General features: G+C 42.0%; 16 protein-coding genes and 1 pseudogene. 13 read left to right on the top strand and 4 right to left on the bottom strand.

Annotation, left to right across the window (positions count from 1 at the left end; genetic code table 11):
• Positions 1-204: 204 nt before the first annotated feature.
• The 5 genes from C427_RS01040 (at position 205) to C427_RS01020 (ending at position 8410) form a co-directional block, all read left to right on the top strand.
• Positions 205-2718 (top strand): CoA transferase, encoded by a 2514-nt coding sequence (locus tag C427_RS01040; RefSeq protein WP_007638251.1) that lies wholly within the window; start codon positions 205-207, stop codon positions 2716-2718.
• A 668-nt stretch (positions 2719-3386) separates the two neighbouring features.
• Positions 3387-6119: an LruC domain-containing protein gene (locus tag C427_RS01035; protein ID WP_007638249.1), complete on the top strand. Its 2733-nt coding sequence runs from the start codon at positions 3387-3389 to the stop codon at positions 6117-6119.
• 11 nt (positions 6120-6130) lie between these two features.
• Positions 6131-6655 (top strand): hypothetical protein, encoded by a 525-nt coding sequence (locus C427_RS01030; RefSeq protein ID WP_007638247.1) that lies wholly within the window; start codon positions 6131-6133, stop codon positions 6653-6655.
• Between the two features lie 254 nt (positions 6656-6909).
• Positions 6910-7785 carry an EamA family transporter gene (locus tag C427_RS01025; RefSeq protein WP_007638241.1) on the top strand — a complete coding sequence of 292 codons (876 nt, stop codon included), beginning with the start codon at positions 6910-6912 and terminating at the stop codon, positions 7783-7785.
• A gap of 4 nt (positions 7786-7789) precedes the next feature.
• The gene (locus tag C427_RS01020; RefSeq protein WP_007638239.1) at positions 7790-8410 is read left to right on the top strand and encodes a YigZ family protein; all 621 of its coding nucleotides are present in this window, start codon (positions 7790-7792) and stop codon (positions 8408-8410) included.
• Positions 8411-8996: 586 nt separating this feature from the next.
• Here the strand turns inward: C427_RS01020 and C427_RS01015 are convergent.
• The 4 genes and pseudogenes from C427_RS01015 to rpmE form a co-directional block, all read right to left on the bottom strand.
• On the bottom strand, positions 8997-9314 hold the full coding sequence (locus C427_RS01015) for a DUF3718 domain-containing protein (protein ID WP_007638237.1): 318 nt from the start codon (positions 9312-9314) through the stop codon (positions 8997-8999).
• A 476-nt stretch (positions 9315-9790) separates the two neighbouring features.
• Positions 9791-10099 carry a hypothetical protein gene (locus C427_RS01010; RefSeq protein WP_007638235.1) on the bottom strand — a complete coding sequence of 103 codons (309 nt, stop codon included), beginning with the start codon at positions 10097-10099 and terminating at the stop codon, positions 9791-9793.
• 229 nt (positions 10100-10328) lie between these two features.
• Positions 10329-11576, bottom strand: coding sequence for a malic enzyme-like NAD(P)-binding protein (locus C427_RS01005; protein ID WP_007638228.1), 1248 nt, complete (start codon positions 11574-11576; stop codon positions 10329-10331).
• Between the two features lie 350 nt (positions 11577-11926).
• Positions 11927-12138: pseudogene (gene rpmE, locus C427_RS24345) on the bottom strand (50S ribosomal protein L31).
• Positions 12139-12329: 191 nt separating this feature from the next.
• On the opposite strand from rpmE, the gene priA reads away from it, so the two are divergent.
• The 8 genes from priA (at position 12330) to C427_RS00965 (ending at position 21655) form a co-directional block, all read left to right on the top strand.
• Positions 12330-14510: a primosomal protein N' gene (gene priA, locus C427_RS01000; protein ID WP_007638215.1), complete on the top strand. Its 2181-nt coding sequence runs from the start codon at positions 12330-12332 to the stop codon at positions 14508-14510.
• A gap of 87 nt (positions 14511-14597) precedes the next feature.
• A complete protein-coding gene (locus tag C427_RS00995; protein WP_007638213.1) occupies positions 14598-15137 on the top strand; it encodes an SPOR domain-containing protein in 540 nt (179 codons plus the stop codon).
• A gap of 429 nt (positions 15138-15566) precedes the next feature.
• Positions 15567-16220, top strand: coding sequence for a sugar phosphate isomerase/epimerase family protein (locus C427_RS00990; protein ID WP_007638201.1), 654 nt, complete (start codon positions 15567-15569; stop codon positions 16218-16220).
• A gap of 98 nt (positions 16221-16318) precedes the next feature.
• Entirely contained in the window at positions 16319-16516 is a 198-nt protein-coding gene (locus C427_RS00985) for a hypothetical protein (protein ID WP_007638200.1), read from the top strand.
• Between the two features lie 1184 nt (positions 16517-17700).
• A complete protein-coding gene (gene hslV, locus C427_RS00980) occupies positions 17701-18225 on the top strand; it encodes an ATP-dependent protease subunit HslV (protein ID WP_007638195.1) in 525 nt (174 codons plus the stop codon).
• A gap of 81 nt (positions 18226-18306) precedes the next feature.
• Positions 18307-19638: an ATP-dependent protease ATPase subunit HslU gene (gene hslU / locus C427_RS00975; protein WP_007638192.1), complete on the top strand. Its 1332-nt coding sequence runs from the start codon at positions 18307-18309 to the stop codon at positions 19636-19638.
• Between the two features lie 1079 nt (positions 19639-20717).
• Positions 20718-21137 carry a Rap1a/Tai family immunity protein gene (locus C427_RS00970; protein ID WP_226991151.1) on the top strand — a complete coding sequence of 140 codons (420 nt, stop codon included), beginning with the start codon at positions 20718-20720 and terminating at the stop codon, positions 21135-21137.
• Positions 21137-21655 carry a Na+/H+ antiporter subunit E gene (locus tag C427_RS00965; protein WP_148285874.1) on the top strand — a complete coding sequence of 173 codons (519 nt, stop codon included), beginning with the start codon at positions 21137-21139 and terminating at the stop codon, positions 21653-21655. The genes C427_RS00970 and C427_RS00965 overlap by 1 nt, the downstream gene beginning before the upstream one ends.

The following is a 21655-nucleotide window of genomic DNA, read 5'->3' as shown; positions in this document are numbered from 1 at the left end:
AGGAAATGCCAGCCACTTGTGGTTAATGAGTGAAACGCACCGTGTATGCAATTGCGCCCGCATCGAGCAGGGTCAAAGTTTGAGAAAGGTCATGCAAAAGAGGTGACTAAAGAATTTGTTAGCGTTATATGCTGATGCAATGAGTTTGCCTATGCTCGCGGCAAAGGCTATAAAAGATCTAACCAATAAAATACCGGAGAAACTATGAAAAATGTTACTCGCTCACTACTTCCTCTTGACGGTGTGAAAGTTGTCGACTTTGGACAATACATTGCAGGCCCAGCCGTCGCGATGCTGCTGGCCGATTTGGGTGCAACAGTTGTGCATATCGATCCGCCTGGCGGCGACATGTGGGACAGCCCTGCAACTGCGATCCTAAATCGTAACAAATTGATTGTTTCGATAGATCTCAAGTCGCAAGAGGGGTTAGAACGTGCTCATGCGTTGTGCGCTGAAGCTGATATTTTGGTTGAAAACTTTCGACCTGATAAATTAAAAAATCTAGGTCTAGATTTTGTCCAGATGCGTATTGAACGGCCCGAATTGATCACTTTATCGCTACCCGGCTTTGCTTCGAATGACCCAGTGCGACGCAACTGGCGAGCCTTCGAAAGTGTTGTGGCTGCGACCTCCGGTGTCTTCACTGATATGGGGCTTAACCGTGTTTTAATGGGCGTCAATCCATCGTTTTCACCGCTGCCCCTGGCATCTGCCTATTCCGCACAAATCGGTGCTTCTTCAGTCGTTTTAGCCCTGCAATCACGTCAGCTGACGGGTGTTGGCGATCAGATTGAGGTGCCATTAGCAGCTGCAGTGATGGAAGGGCTTTGCTATAACTCGATCAAAGTGGTTGATATTCCTGAACGTTATCTTACCCAACGTGAGCAAGAGATCGATCGCCGTCGAATTGAGGGCATGCCAATGAATGTCAGCTATGATGAGTTGCAAGAGCTGCTTGATCCATTCTTTCGTAGCTACATGTGTAAAGACGGCCGGATGTTTTACGTTGTCTGCCCAAGCCATAAATATCACGCCCGCAGATGCCTTGAAGTCTTAGAGCTATATCAGGAAATGGTCGATGAGGGACTGACCGAAGAGGCTGACACCTACCAACCGGTCGCAGATTGGGCTTCGCCCTGTTCACTCGGAGTTTATCCGATGCCCAAAGACTGGGCTGATAAGCTAGCCGCACGGATGAAAGAAGTATTTTTATCGCGTACCTCACACGAATGGCAAAAGAAGTTTGGACGAGCAGGCATTCCTGCTGCGCCACAGCGATGGTTGCAAGAGTGGATCTATGATGAATATGCAGAAACATCAGGATTAATGGTTGATGTCGTTGATGCCGTCTATGGCGAGATGACCCAACCAGGTCCGGTTGTTTGGATGGAAGAAAGTGGCGAAGAAGCAATAAACCCCAAACCACGTCGTTGGGTCGAATACAGCGAGGCGCTTACTACACTCAAAAAGATCCGCACCGACATTCCAGACCGAGAAGAAGATTCGCCGAATGTCGGCTGGCTATCTGGTATAAAGGTACTGGACATGTGCAATGTTATAGCTGGACCACATTCAGCAAGCTATTTAGCTCGTTTTGGAGCAGAGGTCGTCAAAATCGACCCTGCCATTCCTATGTATGATAGTTGGAACACGGTCATGTACGGCCTGTCACAGGGGCGAGGAAAACGTTCAATACTTGCTGATTCCAAAAGCCGCCATGGCCTCAAAGTACTTGAGGACTTGATCAAAACGGTGGATGTGATCGTTTGGAATGCGCCTGATAGTCAAATAAAACGTATGGGCTTAGACGAAGAGTCTTTACGTAAGCTTAACCCTGACGTCCTATTCTGTAAGCTGGATTGTTATAGTGGTGTTCGACGTGGAGTGAGAACAGATTATATCGGCTACGATGATTTGGTGCAGGCGGTCACTGGCATTATGCTTCGCTTTGGCGGCGCGATGGACCGCCCCGAAGAACATGCCCATGTTGGCACAATCGATGTAATGTGTGGGTTTGGAGGTGCACTGGGGGTCGCAGCCGCACTGTATCAAAAGTATCGCCATGGTAGAATTGGGCGCGGACGGACATCTCTTGCTGCTAATTCAGGGCTGCTTCAAATCCCTTTTTGTTATGACTATCAAGGCCGTGGATTATTCGACGAACCCACTGGGCCTGATGTTAATGGCTACGATGCGCTCACCCGTTTCTACAGCACGGCATCAGGCATCTATGTTCTACTTAGCGCCTATGAACGCGACTTGCCCCGACTGGATAAAGTTGAAGGATTAGAGGGAATAGCAGAGGTGCCCGAAGAAGGCCGTGCAGCATTTCTGTCCCAAGCTTTTCAGTGGTTCTCTGCGGATGAATGGGTGGTGCGCTTGCAGGGGGCCGATATCGGTGTGGCAATCTGTAATAATATTGATGCACTGCGAGCCGAGCACACGCGGCTTGCAGATGGCACGCCAGGAACACAGAACGGTAGCTATTCCTTTTCTTACTATCCTGATCATCCAAGTGGTCACGAAGTCACTCAGCTTGACCCATATGCCGTGCGCACCACAGTTTGCCCAATCAACGCCCTGCAACCAACCGAGAAATTTGGCAGTTCAACACGCTCTATTTTGCAAGAATTGGGTTATGGGCAAGAGGCGATCCAAAAACTTATCCTCTCAGGTGATATCAGTGAAAGTTGGAGTAAGGAATATTTACCGAGTTAAAGTGTGAAGAACAATGTTTAATTAGCCCCATTGGGGGCTATGCGTCACATTTATCAACGTCAGTTTTACGTTTCAATAACCGACATATGAGCTTATTACATTCTAGCATCAAAGAATCACTTCCTTGATAGTCTTGACGAAGGTTTATCAATTTATAGAGGCTTTTTTACTAATGAAAAATTTGAATATCAGCGCTTGGCATCTCTTAGCATCTCTTGTGTGGAAAAGCTTACACAAACAACCGCATTAACTACCGTCATATTACAATGGGTTCTTGTATTAATTCTATTTTCACTCAGTTAATGACATAAAACGAAGGGAAATATAGGCAGTTTCAAGTTAGTTTGCTTAAGCGAAAAACATTTCATCGGCTTAAGAGCCTACAAAGATGAAATTCTCAAACCGTTAAAACGGCACCGTTTAACAAATATAGCGATTAGACCTAATCAATATTCGGTAATCCCACTCAAAATTTTGTTCTCTGCCAATTAATGACTTAAATCGATTAGCAAAATGAAAAGTTTTTGCAAAACAGAAATACAATAAACTCAAATTTTTATAAATACTTATAATAATCAGTTACTTATAATAATCATGATTTGGTACGTTGCTTGCAATCTCTAATCCTAAATAGGTACGAAATATATCTAAAGACAGAGGGCAGAAAGATGCAAAAGTATAATGTTTATCTTTGTGACGACTATAAAGTGAAAGGTAGTGGCAATGATGTCTTATTGTTAGCCAGCGCTTGCTTAACTCATCACGAAGAATGGTTTCAACGATACGTGACATACCATACGCGATGCAATGTAACTGATAGAAGCCAAGGCCGAAAGAAACGCGTCGCACCGAACAATGCCAAAATTGATATATCTAAATTAAAAGATAATTGTGACCGAAACAGTCGAAATCATTTATCTAATAACACGCCACCTAACCGTGAAAATTCATTTTTTAGATGTGTAAATCCACTCCTACTTATCTCGGCGCTTCTTATACTGTCTAGCGCACAAGTAACGGCTCAGTCTCTGGCAGATTCAGACCTAAATAACCAGTCGCTGTATGCCAGTGGATATGTAACGGCGGGGGCACGCACCACAATTGGGGGTAATGTGCAAAGTGCCACTGCAGTCACATTAGCTGCAAATGCAATAATTGCCGGTAATGTAGAGGCTGGAGCAGCTACCACCCTAGGCGCTGATGCAGGTGTTGTTGGTTATATTGAAGCAGGGTCTACTGTAACACTTGGCGTAGCTGCCTTTGTTAACGGTTATATTCAGACGGGTACCACCGCCACGGTTGGTGCTAGCGCCATAATAGATGGCAGTATTATAGCCGGAACAACCGCAACCTTTGATACACTTGTTGAGGTAACTGGCGATGTTTTAGCTGGAACCACAGTCACTGTTGGTGCGGGTTCAATTTTTCATGGCAATGTTGATGCTGGGACCACCACTACCATCGGTGCTGGTGTTCAAATTGATGGGATCCTCACGGCGAATTCTTTGTTAGTCCCCCCTCCTCCCCTATTAGTAACCAATCAAGAAGTGTTAATTACGACGATGCAAACGGCACTGAAAGACCTGGGAACAGGAACTGAGCTCGTCTCAATTACTTTTGGAGTGAATAATGAAACGCTCGAAGCTGGCATCTATAGCACCATAGATTATCTGACAATTACTGGCGGAAAAACCCTCACGCTTGATGGCAAAGGTGTGGATGGTACATGGATTTTTAATATTGCTAACTACTTGAGTTTTGCTATCGATGCGAAGGTTATATTGTTAAACGTAACTGATAACAGCACTATAATTTGGAATGTACTGGGCGACAAACCGGGTGCAGCTGGTTATACACAGTTAGGTGCAGGCGCGGAAACCACAGGATTTATTCTTGCTAAGGGTTTCGTTCAAACGGGAGCTAATACAGTAATAGAGGGTATAGCTAATGATTGTGGCGGTGCTTATTCAGCAACGAATTTCATCGAGTTTGGTGCAGATAGCGTTATCGGACAGACAGGTTGTACTAACGGAATGGCCGCGTCGATCACTCAAGCAATAGCTGAAGCACCTCCTGAAGCTACGATTGACTTTGGTGATGCACCCGCCTCATACAGTAGCCTTGCTGCTGATAATGGTGCTAGCCATAGTACAGAAAATAATACGATTTTTATGGGGTCTGGTGTCGACGCCGAATTTGATAGCTATCAATTTCCTCTCAGTGATGACGTAACAGATGGTAATGATGATGAAGACGGTGTGGCTTTTGTTACAGGTCTCGAAGTCGGTAATTCTGCACTACTGGAACTTATCGCATCAACACCAGCTTTTGTTGATGCTTGGATAGACTTTGACGGAAATGGTGTGTTTGGAACTGATGAACAAATCGCTGATACCCAAGCTGTAATTCAAGGTAGTAATACGCTAGCTTATGACGTCCCTGAATGGGCTGAAGCGGGTAACACATGGGCGCGTTTTAGACTCAGTAGTATCGGTGGGTTAGAGCCAACGGGTAGTTTTAGTGATGGAGAGGTTGAAGATCACCAAGTTGATATCACAGAGCTTAATGTCAGCATAAGTTACTACCCTAGTGCTTCTGAGTGGGCAACCATTGCCTTTGAAGATAACTGGCCATCAATAGGCGACTATGATTTTAATGACTTAGTGATGAATTACCGTATCAGTGAATATAGACTCAATGATGAAGTTATTCGCATTAAATTAGAAGGGCAGATAGCAGCCGTAGGCGCGTTACATCACAATGGTTTTGCATTTCGTTTACCCGGTATTTTACGAAGTACAGTTGATGAAGATGCTATTCGTTACACCATTAATGACATACCACAAAATACCTCTCCCCTCGAATTGGCTAGGAATGAGGCAATAGCCATCGTCACCAATGATGTGTGGGACTTCGTTAGTGCGAGTATAAATTGCAACTATTATCGAACAGAACCAGGTTGTGGTACAGATATTCAAATGGGCTTTTCTATGACATTACCAATGACCAATGCTATTCCCAGCCTGCAAATGCCAGAGTTTCCTTATGACCCGTTCTTATTTGCGAGTGATGGATATGATCATAGCTTAGCATTTGGTCTGCCACCGGGAAGAGCGTATGAGATACATTTACCCGATAAAGCGCCAACAGAAGCTTTTAGAACCGATTTCTTCGGTCGTCAAGATGATAGGAGTGAGCCACAAAATGGGCGCTACTTTGTAAGTGAGAATGGTATGCCTTGGGCTATCAATGTGGGTGTTGAAATGCAATATTCCTTGGAATATATGGATGTGATTTATGCATATCCCTTATTTTCTAGTTTTATTGCCAATGAAGGTCTTGTGGATGCTGATTGGTACATACCTGAAAATGCCAACACAAATAATATTTTTTCTAATTAAAGAGGTGATGTATGAAACAAATATACAGCTTTGTTTTATTGAGTACGTTGTTAACTGGGTGTGGAGGGGGCGGATCAGAGAACATTACAGTGAAACCAACAGCAGGGAGCGTTGTAAGTCAGCCAAGCACCGTTTTGCCGGATCCTATTCAAAGCCAACCTGCTATAACTGAATTTAGCTTGGAAGAGAAAACACCTATGGAGGTCGGAGTGGTTGTAAATAGTTCGGCACAGTCTAGCCATGAGATAGTGGTACCTAATGGTTTTGCATTAAATAGTGAGCGTTCGTTTAACCTAAAGATTTCTCGCTCAGAAGATGATTACCAGGCAGCCTATTTATCGTTGTGTAGTGATTATCAGCAGCGTAGCGATGGAGGTTATAGTATTAATTATAATAGCTGCTTACTCAGAACGTCTTTGAGTGATATTAACTACGAAGCAGTCATTACGGTGACCAACGATACAAAAGGTTTGGTTGCCGCATTGTGGTTTATGGATGGCACAAAAGAACCACTCATCAAAGATTGGCGTTTTTAATGATGGTATTACGAATAATAAAAAATTGATTAACGATTAATCGTTTGAGTTTTATTAATGTTGGCCTTGTTATTTCAATAATGAAAGTTTATAAAAAGTATTTTCTATATCAGAAAGTTAGAAGAACAAAAAAGACTCACCAAGCAACAATTTGAATTGAATAGACTGGGGAAATATTAGCTATTTAAACAGATGATAATCTATTCAGTCGTTTATAGAGTAAGATCACATTTTGTAGTTTTTGAGGTAATGCTGTGAGTTGGGTTTTCTTTACGCTGGGTGCCGTGGTGATGCAGACGTTTCGTAATGCGTTGCAGAGTAAGCTAAGTGTGAATATGAGTACTTCTGGTGTCACCTTAGCACGCTTTTTATTCGCGCCACCGATTGCTCTGGCTTACTTGGCAATGCTTTATGCCTTATCAAATCAAATCATTCCTGAATTTACTTTTAAGTTTGTGTCTTTTGTTTTGCTGGCCTCGGTGATGCAAATTTTTGCTACTGCGTTGATGGTCATTTTGTTTAAGCAAAAAAACTTTGCTGTGGGAGCTGGACTAGCCAAAAGTGAAGCCTTGGTGGCTGGCGTATTAGGTACATTGTTTTTTGGTAGTCAACTGAGTTTATTTGGTTGGTTAGGCATTTTAATTGGCGGTGCTGCAGTATTTGTGCTGTCTGGAGGCGGCAGAAAAGGAGAGTTGAGCCTTAAAATATTAGCCATAGGTTTAGCTTGTGGTAGCTGTTTTGCGCTTACATCTTTATTTGTTAGAGAAGCCAGCCATTTAATAAATGTACCTTTCCCACATAGTGCCGCTTGGGTATTACTTTGGGTATTGTGCATTCAAACTACTTTACTTGTGAGTTATATCGCGGTTAAAAACAGAAGCACGTTTGTGGCACTTAAAAACAATGCCAAAATGACTTTGGCTACTAGCGCCACAAGTTGCTTAGGCTCTATTTGCTGGTTTAGTGCTATGGCTCTACATCATGTGGCCTATGTAAAAACGTTGGGACAAGTTGAGGTGCTTTTTACCATATTGATCGCCACCTTTTGGCTTAAACAGAAAGTTAAAAAACACGAGCTGATTGGACTATTACTTATCGCGGCTGCCGCAGTTTTAGTGATGTGGGCATAATCAATTGAATTCACCAAGCTATCAAGTACCTGCGCAGATATGCCAAGTTGAGCTAGAAATTAAACGTAGCAAATTTTTGACCTTTGCGGCGCCTGCCTTCGGTCGCCAAGAAGCAGACAATTTCATCAGAACGTTACGTAAACAACATCCTCAAGCTAATCATGTTTGCTGGGCATATATTGCTGGTGCTCCGAATACCACTATCCGCTCCATGAGTGACGATGGTGAACCCAGTGGAACTGCGGGCATGCCTATGTTAAAAGTCCTCGAATACAGTGGTTACGGCGATATTGTGGTAGCAGTAGTTCGCTATTTTGGTGGCACTAAGCTTGGTACTGGCGGATTACAACGGGCATATTCTCACGCTGTGTCACTGGTTTTAGTTGATTTACCAATGGAACTAAAAGTTGCACGCAGCACCCTAAAACTAACCTATGACTATACCCATGAAGGCAATATATCTCGATTGTTAGAACGTTATGATATCGATAGTATCGATTCTACTTATTCTCAGAAAGTGACACAAATTATTGCGATAGCGTGCAGCGAACTCAACGCATTTAAAACCGAACTGACCAATATCACTGCGGGTAATGTTGAAATTTTACTACCATCTTCTGATTGATTCTCTGTCAAACCTTATCTTTTTTACGATTAATCCGGCTTTAAGGAAATTTAAAGTGACCTAAAAAATATTAAGCTCTCTGCCAACTTAACGTTGACAAAATTAATGCCGGTTATTCAATACCTGATATATGGTACAGTTTGGTTCATGAGTGTATTAGCGACACATATTGACACCATCATGTCCAAACACGCTTTTCAAATTCACAAATAAATATTTAAACAGCGGTAACACCTGTAATAGAAGTATTTAGCCCATAGATAAAAGTGAGTTTGCTACAAAAGAGCTGTGAGCAAAGATGCTCTGACTATCATGCTAAGTACACACTATTTAACCGGAGCTATAGATAAGGCATACCGTCCAGTATCACTACTATCGAGCCTATCTTCTATGAACTTGCTCACAATAGCGCGCTATTCCCTTTCAAGCTCGATTCGATAAACGTAATAATAGCAGCACTGGATGCGTTCAATGTCTTTGCAAACCAATTAGCACCATCTGACATATTGTTTTATTGCAATATTTATAAGGTCGCGGCACGTCTTAACCCGAGTTCAGGTTATTTAGGTAAGTACATGCAAGTAACCTATAAGTTAGTCAACAACTGCTGATGATTTCCGCGACTTTTTCGGGCTAAAAACTCAGCTGTTTTTTCAGCATTGTTCGCCAAAGCGAAGTTCACTGGGTGTGCACCGTTACACAATAAACCGTTAGTAATTTGTTTCAAACTTATGTCGCTATTTTTTACTGCAACATGCACTTTAATTAGTCTGTCGCTTTTTATGGCTTCACATACTTTAACTAGTTTGCTTTCAGTGACCGGATCAATATATTTTGCTTGGGCATTACCAACTATAAACTTAGCTGCGACAATAACGCTGCTAATAAGTAATTTTTTCATCATGAGTCTCTCTATGTTAGGTGGTGGTGTTTAACGTCAGTTCGATCATAGAGTAGAGATAAATAATGATATTGGAGGGACAAAACAGGTAAGTCGCGGTAAAACGTGATGAAGCGTTCAAACAAATAATTATTGCGATAGACCAGCGCTTAATATTTGTTTTTCGTAGTATTTAGCAAAGTTTTGATACATTTACGTATTTGAGATTATCCAAATGCGATGATTCCTTGTATTGTTACATGACTAAAAATCGTGAATCAGGCCTACATGAAGGGTATAAATGTTTACTGAAGTATCACTTTAAATAGCCCTGAATACTCCTGCACTAAGGCCGCCGATTAATAATTCATAACCTCAGCATTTGCTTTGGCAATTAATTGGGCAAGCTCACCACTGTTTTGCATATCACGGATCACGAGATCAATTTTAGACCTAACGCTGCATGCTTTTTGTTTAGGTGTGGCACAACTTATAGGTCTCTAAGGGCAAACCTGCGGTAATGCTATTAGTGTGTTTAACCTTCTCACTCTCGCCAGCCGATACTGCGCAAGCTCGGTTTTATTACAGATTAGCACATCAGAATCTTTGACAATGAATGCACCTGTTTGCAAATAGCAATAGGCAGTGGGCACACGGATCATATCGGGATTATCAATACCATAACTCCAGATACGCATAATTTCACCATCTGTGTCGCCATACACAGCTTCTTGCTGCGCAAGATTCGCAGGTAAAGGAATGACAATAACCTCGATACCAGGACGCTGACACATTGCGGGGATTATCATGCGTCAAATATCTTGCTCTACTAATCATTCAATCGAGGAAAAATGCATCGTTTCTGATATTGATGGCTGGCACATAAAGCAAAAAAATGTACAAAGAAAAAGGTAAATTTTGCTATAAGGAAGAATCAACTCATTCTAAGCACGAGTAATGGTGTTTGGGCTGTTGTTATTGTAGAACTTTAGATACACATGACCCCAACAAGGTCATGTGTATGTCAAAATACCGATTCTAGTCTTGCATATAACCTGGGGGCAGCTCTTTAAATGCAGTCACGCCGGAGTCAATGGCGGCTTGTGCAACTGCCAGAGCAACACGCTTTAAGAGTCGAGGATCCATAGGCTTAGGGATAATATAGTCCTTACCAAAACTAAGACTGCCTATATTACTGGCAGCCAATACTTCTTTTGATACTTCTTCTTTTGCAATATTCCGGATAGCGTCTACGGCAGCAATTTTCATTTCATCATTAATTTGAGAGGCACGTACATCTAACGCGCCGCGAAAAATAAACGGGAAACACAGTACGTTATTCACTTGATTTGGATAATCAGAACGCCCAGTTGCCATAATTAAGTCATCACGTACTGCGTGGGCTAACTCAGGTTTAATTTCAGGATCAGGGTTAGAGCAAGCAAAAACGATCGGATTAGGAGCCATTAATTTCAGCGCCTCTGGTGGCAACAAATTAGGCCCAGATACGCCAATAAATACGTCTGCGCCATCCAAAGCATCTTCTAAGGTACGTTTGTCTGTGTTATTGGCAAACAACTTTTTATGGAAGGTGAGTTCATCACGACAGGTATGGATCACACCCTGTCTATCAAGCATGTAAATACGTTCGCGTTTTGCACCACATTTAACCAATAACTGCATGCAAGCGGTAGCTGCAGCACCCGCGCCTAAACACACTATTGTGGCCTCTCCAATACTTTTGCCTTGAATTTCCAATGCATTCAACATGCCTGCAGCGGTGACTATAGCCGTGCCATGTTGATCATCATGAAAAACAGGTATGGAACAACGCTTAATTAATTCCTGCTCTATTTCGAAACACTCTGGAGCTTTTATATCTTCAAGGTTAATTCCACCGAAGGTATCTGCAATACTCGCAACCGTATTAATAAATTCTTCAGTTGTTGTATGCTTCACTTCAATATCAATGGAATCAATATTGGCGAAGCGCTTAAACAATAAAGCCTTACCTTCCATGACAGGTTTTGAGGCGAGAGGACCTAAATTACCCAAGCCTAGAATAGCTGTACCGTTTGAAATAACCGCAACTAAGTTTCCTTTGCCAGTGTATTTATAAGCTGCATCGGGATCGGCTGCGATCTCTCGAACGGGCTCAGCCACACCAGGACTGTATGCTAGCGCTAAGTCGGTAACACTTTCGGCAGGCTTACTAAGCGCAATGCAGATTTTCCCCGGTGTAGGTTTGGAATGGTAATCAAGCGCTTGTTGGCGAAAATCAGACATGGTGTAGTCAGTCCTTTTGGAATTTAAAAATGTTTACAGTAAATTTAAACGTTAATTGTTACTCTGATAAAATGATGTCCTTTTAAAAAATTTCATCAGACAGAGTTTTGATCAACATTCTTCGAATAAATGTAACACAGCCTGTATCAATCCACATACCCGATCAGATTGCTATTTTCATATATCTAATATAATTAAAATTGATACTTATGATTTCCCAAAAAAATAAATAGCTGAAGCCTACTAAGGGCTGGCAAAACATGGTGGCGGCGTTAATCTTTGCTAAAAAATAGGCACAAAAAAGGCGCTAGATAAGCGCCTTTTTATGTATTGTCAGACTAAAAAAAGTTTTAGCTTTTCTTAAGACCAGCAAAACGTTTGTTGAATTTATCAACACGACCACCAGTGTCGACGTTACGTTGCTTACCAGTATAAAAAGGGTGGCAAGACGAACATACGTCTAAGTTAAGGTCTTTTTTAAAGTAGAACGTACTTTGATGATATTTCCGCAAGAACAGTTTGCAGTCATTATCTGATAATCAGGATGGATATCTTGTTTCATGGGTTACCTCTTCGTCAGGCCGCATCGCTATTCAACCCGAAGTTGAACACCATACGAAAATTAAATTAAAAAAGACTTTGTGGCTTGCCGCAAAGTGGCGCGCATATTAATGTAACGGGCTTGGGCGATCAAGGGTTTTGTTGATAATATACCCAGGTCACCTCCTCTATCAAAGGCTATGCAGTATAAAAATGGCAATAATCAGTGTCGCGCTCCCTATTCCAAAGCGTCAATTGTTCGATTATCTATATGAAGGTGCAGCTTTGCCTGTAGGTGTTCGGGTGCGTGTTTCTTTTGGTCCTCGAAAATTAATAGGTGTGGTTTGGGGAGTAAGCGAAAAGTTAGATTGGGACATCAGTAAGCTAAAATCCATTGAAATGGTAATAGATGACACACCGATATTTAATCCAACCTTAATTAAACTGTGCAACTGGTTGGCTCAATATTATAAACACCCCATTGGTGATGTAGTTCAAACCGCAATCCCGGTAGCGCTTAGAAAAGGTGAGTCAAGCCTAGCAAAACCGATGCAATATTTGACATTAAGCGACGTTGGCCATTCTGCAGATATAAATAGTTTGTCCCGCGCACCCAAACAGCGCTCGTTGGTAGCGTCATTGCGTAACCAAGATATTATTAAGTCTAAAGCCAAAGCTGACTTTGGGGCGGCTGCAATTAAGTCTTTAGTCGAAAAGGATTTAATTGTTCCCATTGAAAAAGCTTCGTCTACCGCGTCAACATGGCAACAAGATTTAATAATCCAAGACAAACCTATGGCCAATGTTGAGCAAGCCATCGCCATAAGTTGTATTGAATCGAAACTTGACCAATATGGCTGTTTTTTATTAGATGGAATTACTGGCAGCGGTAAAACAGAAGTGTATCTACAAGCAATCGAGCAGGTGCTTAAACAAGGTAAACAGGTACTGATTTTAGTTCCCGAAATTGGTCTTACCCCGCAAACTGTTCATAGATTCAAATATCGCTTTGGTATTGATGTAGGAATTTTACACTCAGGACTTAACAACAATGAACGTCTGCAAGTATGGCAACAAAGTGCAAATGCCCAGCTAGGCATCATTATAGGTACCCGCTCCGCAATATTTACACCGATGCTTAAACCTGGCTTGTTGATTGTTGATGAAGAACATGATTCTTCATATAAGCAACAAGATGGCTTACGTTATCACGCACGTGACTTAGCGGTGATCCGCGCCAGAGAAGAAAATATTCCCTTGGTACTGGGTTCAGCTACACCTGCCCTAGAAACTCTAAACAATGCTTTAGCCGGGAAGTACCATCATCTTAAGTTAAATGAACGAGCAGGTAATGCGTCACTCGCGACGCAACATGTTTTTGATATTCGTCAGCAGCCTTTACAATTTGGCGTGGCACTAGGCATGTTAGAGCGCATGGGGCAGCATTTGCAGCAAGGCAGTCAGGTGATGTTATTTATCAACCGCAGGGGCTATGCTCCTGCCCTAGTGTGCCATCAATGTGGTTTTGTTGAACATTGTAAGCGATGTGAAAAACCGTTCACTGTGCATAAACAATTATTCAAATTACAATGTCACCACTGCGGCAGCGCAAAATCAATCCCTAAGAGTTGCCAACAATGTCAATCCAATGAACTGACCTCTATGGGTGTGGGTACAGAGCAATTAGAACAGGGCCTTGCAGATTATTTTCCACAGTACAGCAGTATTCGAATAGACAGTGATAGCGCTAGAGGTAAAAACAAACTGGATAACATGCTCAACAGTATCAATAACAATGAGCATCAAATCTTAATTGGCACCCAGATTTTATCTAAAGGTCATCACTTTCCCAATGTCACACTGGTACTTATTCTTGATGTTGACGGTGCGTTGTTTAGCGCAGACTATCGTGCAGCAGAACATTTGGCGCAATTGATTACTCAATTGGCAGGACGTGCAGGGCGTGCAGAAAAACCTGGTGAAATGTGGTTGCAAACTCACGACCCAGGTCATCCGTTATTGCAAGACTTGATTAATAACGGCTATGCACACTTCGCGCAATATGCTTTATTGGAGAGGCAACATGCCCATTTACCGCCCTATACTTTTCAAGCATTGTTCAAAGCACAAGCATTAAGTGCTCGCGATGCCTTTGATTTTTTACAACAAATCGCTCAACTATTCAGTGCTGCTAGCGGTGTGGATTGTGTGGGCCCTATTCCTGCTTTAATGGAAAAACGACAAGGCCAATATCGAATGCAATTGTTATTACAAAGCCCACAGCGTAGCAGCTTACAAAAAGCCATTGGGCAACAAATCAAACAGATCGAAACATTAAAACTCGGCAATAAAATCCGCTGGTCGTTAGATATCGATCCACAGGATTTCAGTTGAATACAATAAAAATACAGATTCTGATTGAGGATCCTGTGTTCCGCGGTAAAATAATGGTCCTTATTTCTACGCAGTACTTTTTATAGCATGGCGCACAAAGATTACGTGGCTCGTGGCCGCAGCAAAAAACAAGCAACACCTCCCCTCAAACCTTCACTTCCTTGGCTACGGGTAGTCATCACTCTTTCATTAGTGGCAGGGTTTAGCTATTTTTTGTGGAGTATCAAAGGTAATGCGCCTGGAGACGAATTTAACGATAGCGCAAGCACCGAACATGCCCAAAGTAAAAAAGATACCATGCCTGATATCCCAGAGGAAGAATGGGAGTTTATTAAAAGCTTGCCAGAATTTACAGTTAAAATAGAACAAAAAGAGCAAGACCAACCAGCACCGCGCCGCTTAATCCAGTGTGGCTCGTTTAGAAAAAATGAACAAGCTCAAGAGCTTAAAGCAATGATTGCCTTTCAAGGTTTAGAGGCACAAGTGAGATCGAGTAAAGGTACGTCAGGAGTATGGTACCGCGTCATTCTTGGCCCCTATGACAGTAAACGCTTAGCCGAAAAACACCGCCACACTTTGCAGCGTGCAAAAATTAACGGATGTAAAATTTGGAACTGGAACCTCTAATAAAACGGGCGCTAAAGATTACAGGTCGTGAGCATTTGCTTGCGGCTTGAAAAAATTGGGAAATGAGCCCCACATCCTTAGCTGTGATATCACTAGACATTAATGTCTGAAGCTCACACCAAGATTATGAAAGCGGTTTTTTGCTTTAGGATTTGTCTAGTTTTCTAAAGCATTCTTAACCACTATCGCGAGTCAACTACCTTAACTGGTCAGAGTTATTTTCACCATTTCCGATCTAATCTCCAGACGTTCAGCCACAGTTATTCTAAACATTAAAAATCCATTGGTGATCCAAAAGATACTCAGTAACCTGAATACAAAAATGGGGTATTATGCTGTCTATATTCACAGTTCGCTGTAATTTAGGTCTATCGTACAATGAGGTTTTAGGATCGCGACAGCGATAATGTCTAGCAAAGGAACTTACCATTGAAAATATTCCCTCTTACGTGGATTGCCACAATCACATTGGCGCTGTTTGTCTCATGCTCAAAACTCGAAGATAACCAAGCGCCAGTTGCAAAAACAATCGGTTCAGAAGCTAAATACTCTCTCGCTCAGTGGTCATTTAACAGAGAGTTATTTGCTGGAGAAATGGACACAGTGGATTTCATTTATGCTGCAGGAGATATGAATTTTGTGGGCGTTGAATACGTCAGCCAATTTTTTCAAGATAAAGTGGATGATTTTGAATATCTCGACAGTCTCAACGCGGCCGCAAAAGCGGCAGGCATCAAAAACCTAATGATCCAAGTGGACAATATCGGCAATCTGGGCGCATCTGACTCAGAACTACAATCACAGGCAATTGCTACAGGTAAAAAATGGGTGGATGCTGCCAGTTATTTAGGCTGCGACATGATGAGAGTGAATGCCCACGGTGACGGAAGCCCTGAGGATGTAAAGGCACAAAGCATAGAAGCGATAGGTATTTTGGCGGAATATGCTCAGCAAAAAGGGCTGCAAATCATTATCGAAAACCATGGTGGAATATCTAACGATGGCGCATGGCTAGCTGATCTGATCACCAAGCTGGCAGATAAAAATGTTGCCGGTCTGGCTGATTTCATAATTGGTGTATAGAGCGTGAAAATGGCGAACTCTGGAACGCGCCCTGCGTTAAAAAATACGATAGTTATCAGGGCTTTGCTGAATTAATCACCACGGCACAAGCAGTCAGTGTGAAAGCGCTTGAGTTTGACTCAAACGGTAACGAAACCAGTATGGATTTTGAAAAGTTTTTTCAAATAATGAAAGCAGGATCCTATGATGGCTATCTGGGCATAGAATACGAAGGTTCCAGTTTATCGTCTCGGGAGGGCATTTTAAAAACCAAGGCCTTAGCCGAGAAAACCTGGGAAACGGTGTACGAGGGCTAATTCCTGCGCCAAACGCACTGTAATTCAATGCGGTGTTTTAATCCTCTCAAACCGCTAGTTGGCCGAATATCAATCATATTATCATGTTGATATTCGGCATCTGCACATTTTTACCAAGGGGCTGCTTAACACTGTGTGTTCAGTTTTAATCGAGTCCTTAGAAACGACTCTTGGTTTTGCACTGGCCGTCAACCCCATCTAAACCCACTCACAACATCTTTTGCCCTATCTGTTGCTTAGTCAATGTGGCTAGTGCCAGGATCATCGAAGATAAATACTGGCGACAGCTAAGCGAAACAATTCATTTTTCGTATACCGATTTAACCCCTATTAATATTTGTAGCGCATGTAACGGTAGTTTAAATGGCATTGATTTCACGGGCTGAAAATGGGCTACAAAAACCCGAGGTGTGCGCATTATTTGATTGCTTACTACCCAACAACACTATAAATTTTCAGCTGAAGCATTTTATGATGCCACCGAAGATGGCCGAATACCCAAACGGCATTGAATTTTTAACGGTGATGTTACAGATACCGGACTGTTTAATACTCTTATTCAGATGAGATTTATTATGGGATTACAGGTTGGCTATGGATGGTCCATCGGCTAATCCACTCCTAAAAGTCACTACTACGACCCTCGATTAAGACGGTTACACGGTTACCGCTTGGGCTTAGACCGCGAACGTTAATCGATACCAGTAGTTATTTCAAACTCTGATACTGGAGTATGGTTATTTAAGCCGTTAGTAGTTAACGCTCCAACGGTTGTATGGCTATTTGGTTTAGGCCTTACCGGCTTGATTGGTGTTACTAGACGCAAAAGAACTTAGCAGTGTAAATGTAATCAATAGTAACTCCTTCGTGAGCAGTTTTTATTTGTGGCGACAGTCCGTTTTTGGCACAAAGCACCCATTTCCAAAAAGCTTTGACTGCCCGCTTTTGTTCATTTTGGCTAGCTCGTCTATCAGCGAGGCTTGAGTTCCAAATATTAATTCACTCGCACAAGAGAAGCATTTCAAATGCCTAACATCCTTTGCGGCTTGAAAAAAAAGGAATCCTCCCCACATCTACCAGAGCCGGCGGAGTTTTCTAAAATACTGAAAGCCGTAGCCCACTCTTAGCCCTGACAACAGTTGTGTAAACCCATCTGGTTGTCCCTGGACATTGAAGGAATTCTCGTGACTACAATTGTATCTGTACGCCGTAATAATCAAGTTGTAATTGCAGGTGATGGTCAAGTTTCACTTGGCAATACCGTGATGAAAGGCAACGCAAAAAAAGTGCGCCGCTTATATAACAATAAAGTGTTGGCAGGTTTTGCTGGCGGCACTGCTGATGCGTTTACTTTGTTTGAACGTTTTGAATCTAAACTTGAAATGCATCAAGGCAACTTAACCCGAGCCGCTGTTGAGTTAGCCAAAGACTGGCGTAGCGATCGCATGTTACGCAAACTAGAAGCCATATTGGCTGTCGCAGACGAAACGGCATCATTCATCATTACTGGAAACGGTGACGTAGTGCAGCCAGAAAATGATTTAATTGCTATTGGCTCTGGCGGCAACTTTGCACAATCAGCCGCCATGGCTTTGTTAGAAAACACCGAATTATCAGCCAAAGAAATAGCTGAAAAAAGTTTGACCATAGCGGGCAACATTTGCGTATTTACCAACCATAGCCAAACAATTGAAACAATCGATTATTGACCATAGCGACTAAAACACTTACCTGACTGGCGTTGTTTATATTTACCGTCAGCCGATTACCCAGATTAAAAGGTTTAATTTATGTCAGAAATGACCCCAAGAGAAATCGTCCACGAATTGGACAGTCATATTATCGGTCAACAAGATGCTAAACGAGCGGTATCTATTGCCCTTCGAAACCGCTGGCGCAGGATGCAGCTTGGACCAGAGCTGCGCCAAGAGGTGACACCAAAAAATATACTAATGATTGGCCCTACAGGTGTCGGTAAAACCGAAATTGCCCGACGTCTAGCCAAGTTAGCTAATGCGCCTTTTATAAAAGTCGAAGCTACAAAATTTACCGAAGTCGGTTATGTAGGTAAAGAAGTCGAAACAATCATTCGTGACTTAGCGGACATCGCAGTCAAAATGACTAAGGAACAAGCCAAAGTTAAAGTAAAATTCCGAGCTGAAGAAGCGGCAGAAGAACGTATATTAGATGCGTTATTACCGCCCCCTGAAAAGGCTTTTGGTGAAGAGGATGCGCCCAAGGATAAAGGTACCAGACAAATTTTCCGCAAAAAACTACGCGAAGGCCTGTTAGACGACAAAGAAATTGAGCTAGACGTAGCTGCGCCTCAAGTTGGCGTAGAAATTATGGCACCTCCAGGCATGGAAGAAATGACCAATCAACTTCAAGGCATGTTTCAAAACCTGTCTGGTAGTCAAAATAAGAAGAAGAAACTTAAGGTTAAAGAAGCGTTTAAATTGTTAGTTGATGAAGAAGCTGGAAAGCTAATTAATCAAGAAGATTTAAAGCAAACAGCTATAGAATCACTTGAACAGACGGGCATAGTGTTTATCGATGAAATTGATAAAATCTGTAAGCGTGAAGGCTCTACCAGTGGAGGAGACGTGTCTCGTGAAGGGGTGCAACGTGACTTATTGCCATTGGTTGAAGGTTCAACCGTGTCGACTAAACATGGCACCGTAAAAACCGACCATATTTTGTTTATCGCTTCTGGCGCGTTTCAAATGTGCAAACCATCTGACTTAATTCCCGAACTGCAAGGCCGTTTGCCGATCCGCGTGGAACTATCTGCGTTGACTGCTCACGATTTCGTACGTATTTTGACTGAACCAAACGCTTCGCTTACCGAGCAATATGTAGCGCTTCTGAAAACCGAAGGTGTCGATGTATCATTTACTGAAGAGGGTATTGAACACATCGCTCAAGCCGCATGGAAAGTCAATGAACGTACTGAAAACATTGGTGCCAGACGTTTGCACACTGTCATGGAAAAACTGATGGAAGATATTTCTTACGATGCGTCTGAAAGAAGTGGCGAATCGTTGATTGTCGATGCTAAATACGTTGACGACCACTTAGAAAAATTAGTAGACGATGAAGACTTAAGTCGCTTTATTTTATAACCGGATTGACTAGCCGAAGAATTTAAAATGCCGCTCACTAAGAGTGGCATTTTTGTATTGAGGATAATAAAAAGTTTCCAATATTCACCTTAATAATAGTCTTCCAATAACAGCATACTTCCAAATATATCTCCCCGTTGTTGATTATTTTTGTCGGAGACGAAATGAGCTCTTTAACCTCATTTTTAACAGTAGGAGACACTTGTTAACTAAAAGCAGAGTTGACTCACAACGGTCTTTTTCATAATTAACGCTGGCGCGACTTAAGCATTTTTAGTGCTCTACTTGATTATCAGGGATAAGCAAATGTGAATGTCTGACGTCCAAAGAAGTATTAAACCCATAAAAAGCATCATAACCAATGAGTCACAGCATATTAGGCTCAAATTCTCCTAGCGACCGTTCGTATTATGAGAAATAGAAACACACCATACTGTTATTTTTTTTGCATCACTAAAATTTATAATTTTAAGCTTAAAATACTCATTAGTTTCAAATCACTGCCGCTATTGAACACAAAGAACCTTAATTCCCTCAATAATCATAAATAAACACATGAAACTAAGACCTTACGGATTATTATTACGGTAAATGCATACTTTTAGCTTTAAAGTGGGTTTCAAATGAAAATATATGACTATCCAACATAACTTGTGGAGATTAACCTTAATTTTTAGTTCTAATATTTTTCATATTGCGATACATGACTAACTTAATCAAACGCCACAATAGAACCAATACAGTGATTTTAACGTTTAGCTATTTTTATAAAAAAATTAATAAACATCTTTTATATACAGTTCAATACGGAGAACGAAGTTACCTTATTTAATATTAAAAACATCTACAACGGATTCAAGTAAGACTAAAAAATCAAGGCTATGTGTAAGTAAAAAAGGCTCATCCTAACGTAATCTTAATCACTAGTCGGGACTTGCACACGCTGCTAAATAGTTCATAATGCTCAGTAAATTCAGTAAGGGTTTCCAAAAATGTCCTTTGAAAATAAATATTTCAGGCTGCGTAATTCTCTAAAGATTTACCCTAAGCTTATTTTCGCGCTTGTGTTACTGCAATTAATGTCAGTATCAACTGTCAATGCTTTGGAAAAACTATCTTCTCAGGAATTGGCATCTCATTGTGCATTACTTAAATCTGAGCCAGAGGGCGTTGATGGTCAGTATTGTGTCCGCTACATTCAAGGTTTTATAGACGGGGCCATTGCGACAGATGCACGGGTTATGTTGAGTGCCGAGAATGCCATTTCTGGTAATGAAACCTTTGCAGAGCGAGCGATGCGTACTCGTATGCCAGGCCGTGTCGATCGTTCACGAGCAGCCAAATTGGCCGGTTTTTGCCTCGGTGATCCCGTGCCACTTCGCGATGTAGTTGATGTGGTGGTTGCCGACCTGACAGCTCAACAAAAAAGTGCAATGAAAGACGTGCTGGCTATGGAAGTCGTTTACATTTCACTGCTCAATAATTATCCCTGTATATAATGAAGATGATTCAAAATCGACATAGGCTTCAAAAAGGCGAAGCAAGGCTTTCGTCTGTTTTGCTTTTGTTGTTTATTCTTTCAATCACATGGTTACTATGGTCAGGGCTCTATAAACCATTGGTCGTGGGTTTAGGGGCTTTTTCGTGTGTGCTCAGCGTTTACCTCGCCCACCGCATGGGCTTTTTCCGACATCAGGCTTTACTTGGACTAATGCCTCGCTTGCCGGGCTATTGGATGTGGTTATTGCGAGAAATTATTATTTCAAGTCTGGAAGTGGCCAAACTAATCCTCAAGCCGTCCTTACCTATAAGTCCTACAGTAGTCGTACTGGAAGCCCAAACCAAAACAGATGTAGGCCAAGTAATCCTCGGCAATTCTATTACTCTGTCACCTGGAACTGTCACATTGGATTTATATGAGGGAAAACTATTGATTCACTGTCTTACCAGCAAAAGTGCACTTGAATTACAAAAAGGCGAAGCCAATCGTCGAGCAGCCGCACTGGAGCATAAATAG

This window comes from Paraglaciecola psychrophila 170 (assembly GCF_000347635.1).
Classification (GTDB): Bacteria; Pseudomonadota; Gammaproteobacteria; order Enterobacterales; family Alteromonadaceae; genus Paraglaciecola; species Paraglaciecola psychrophila.
The sequence above is the reverse complement of the archived record's forward strand: the minus strand, read 5'-3'. Positions and strand labels throughout refer to the sequence as shown.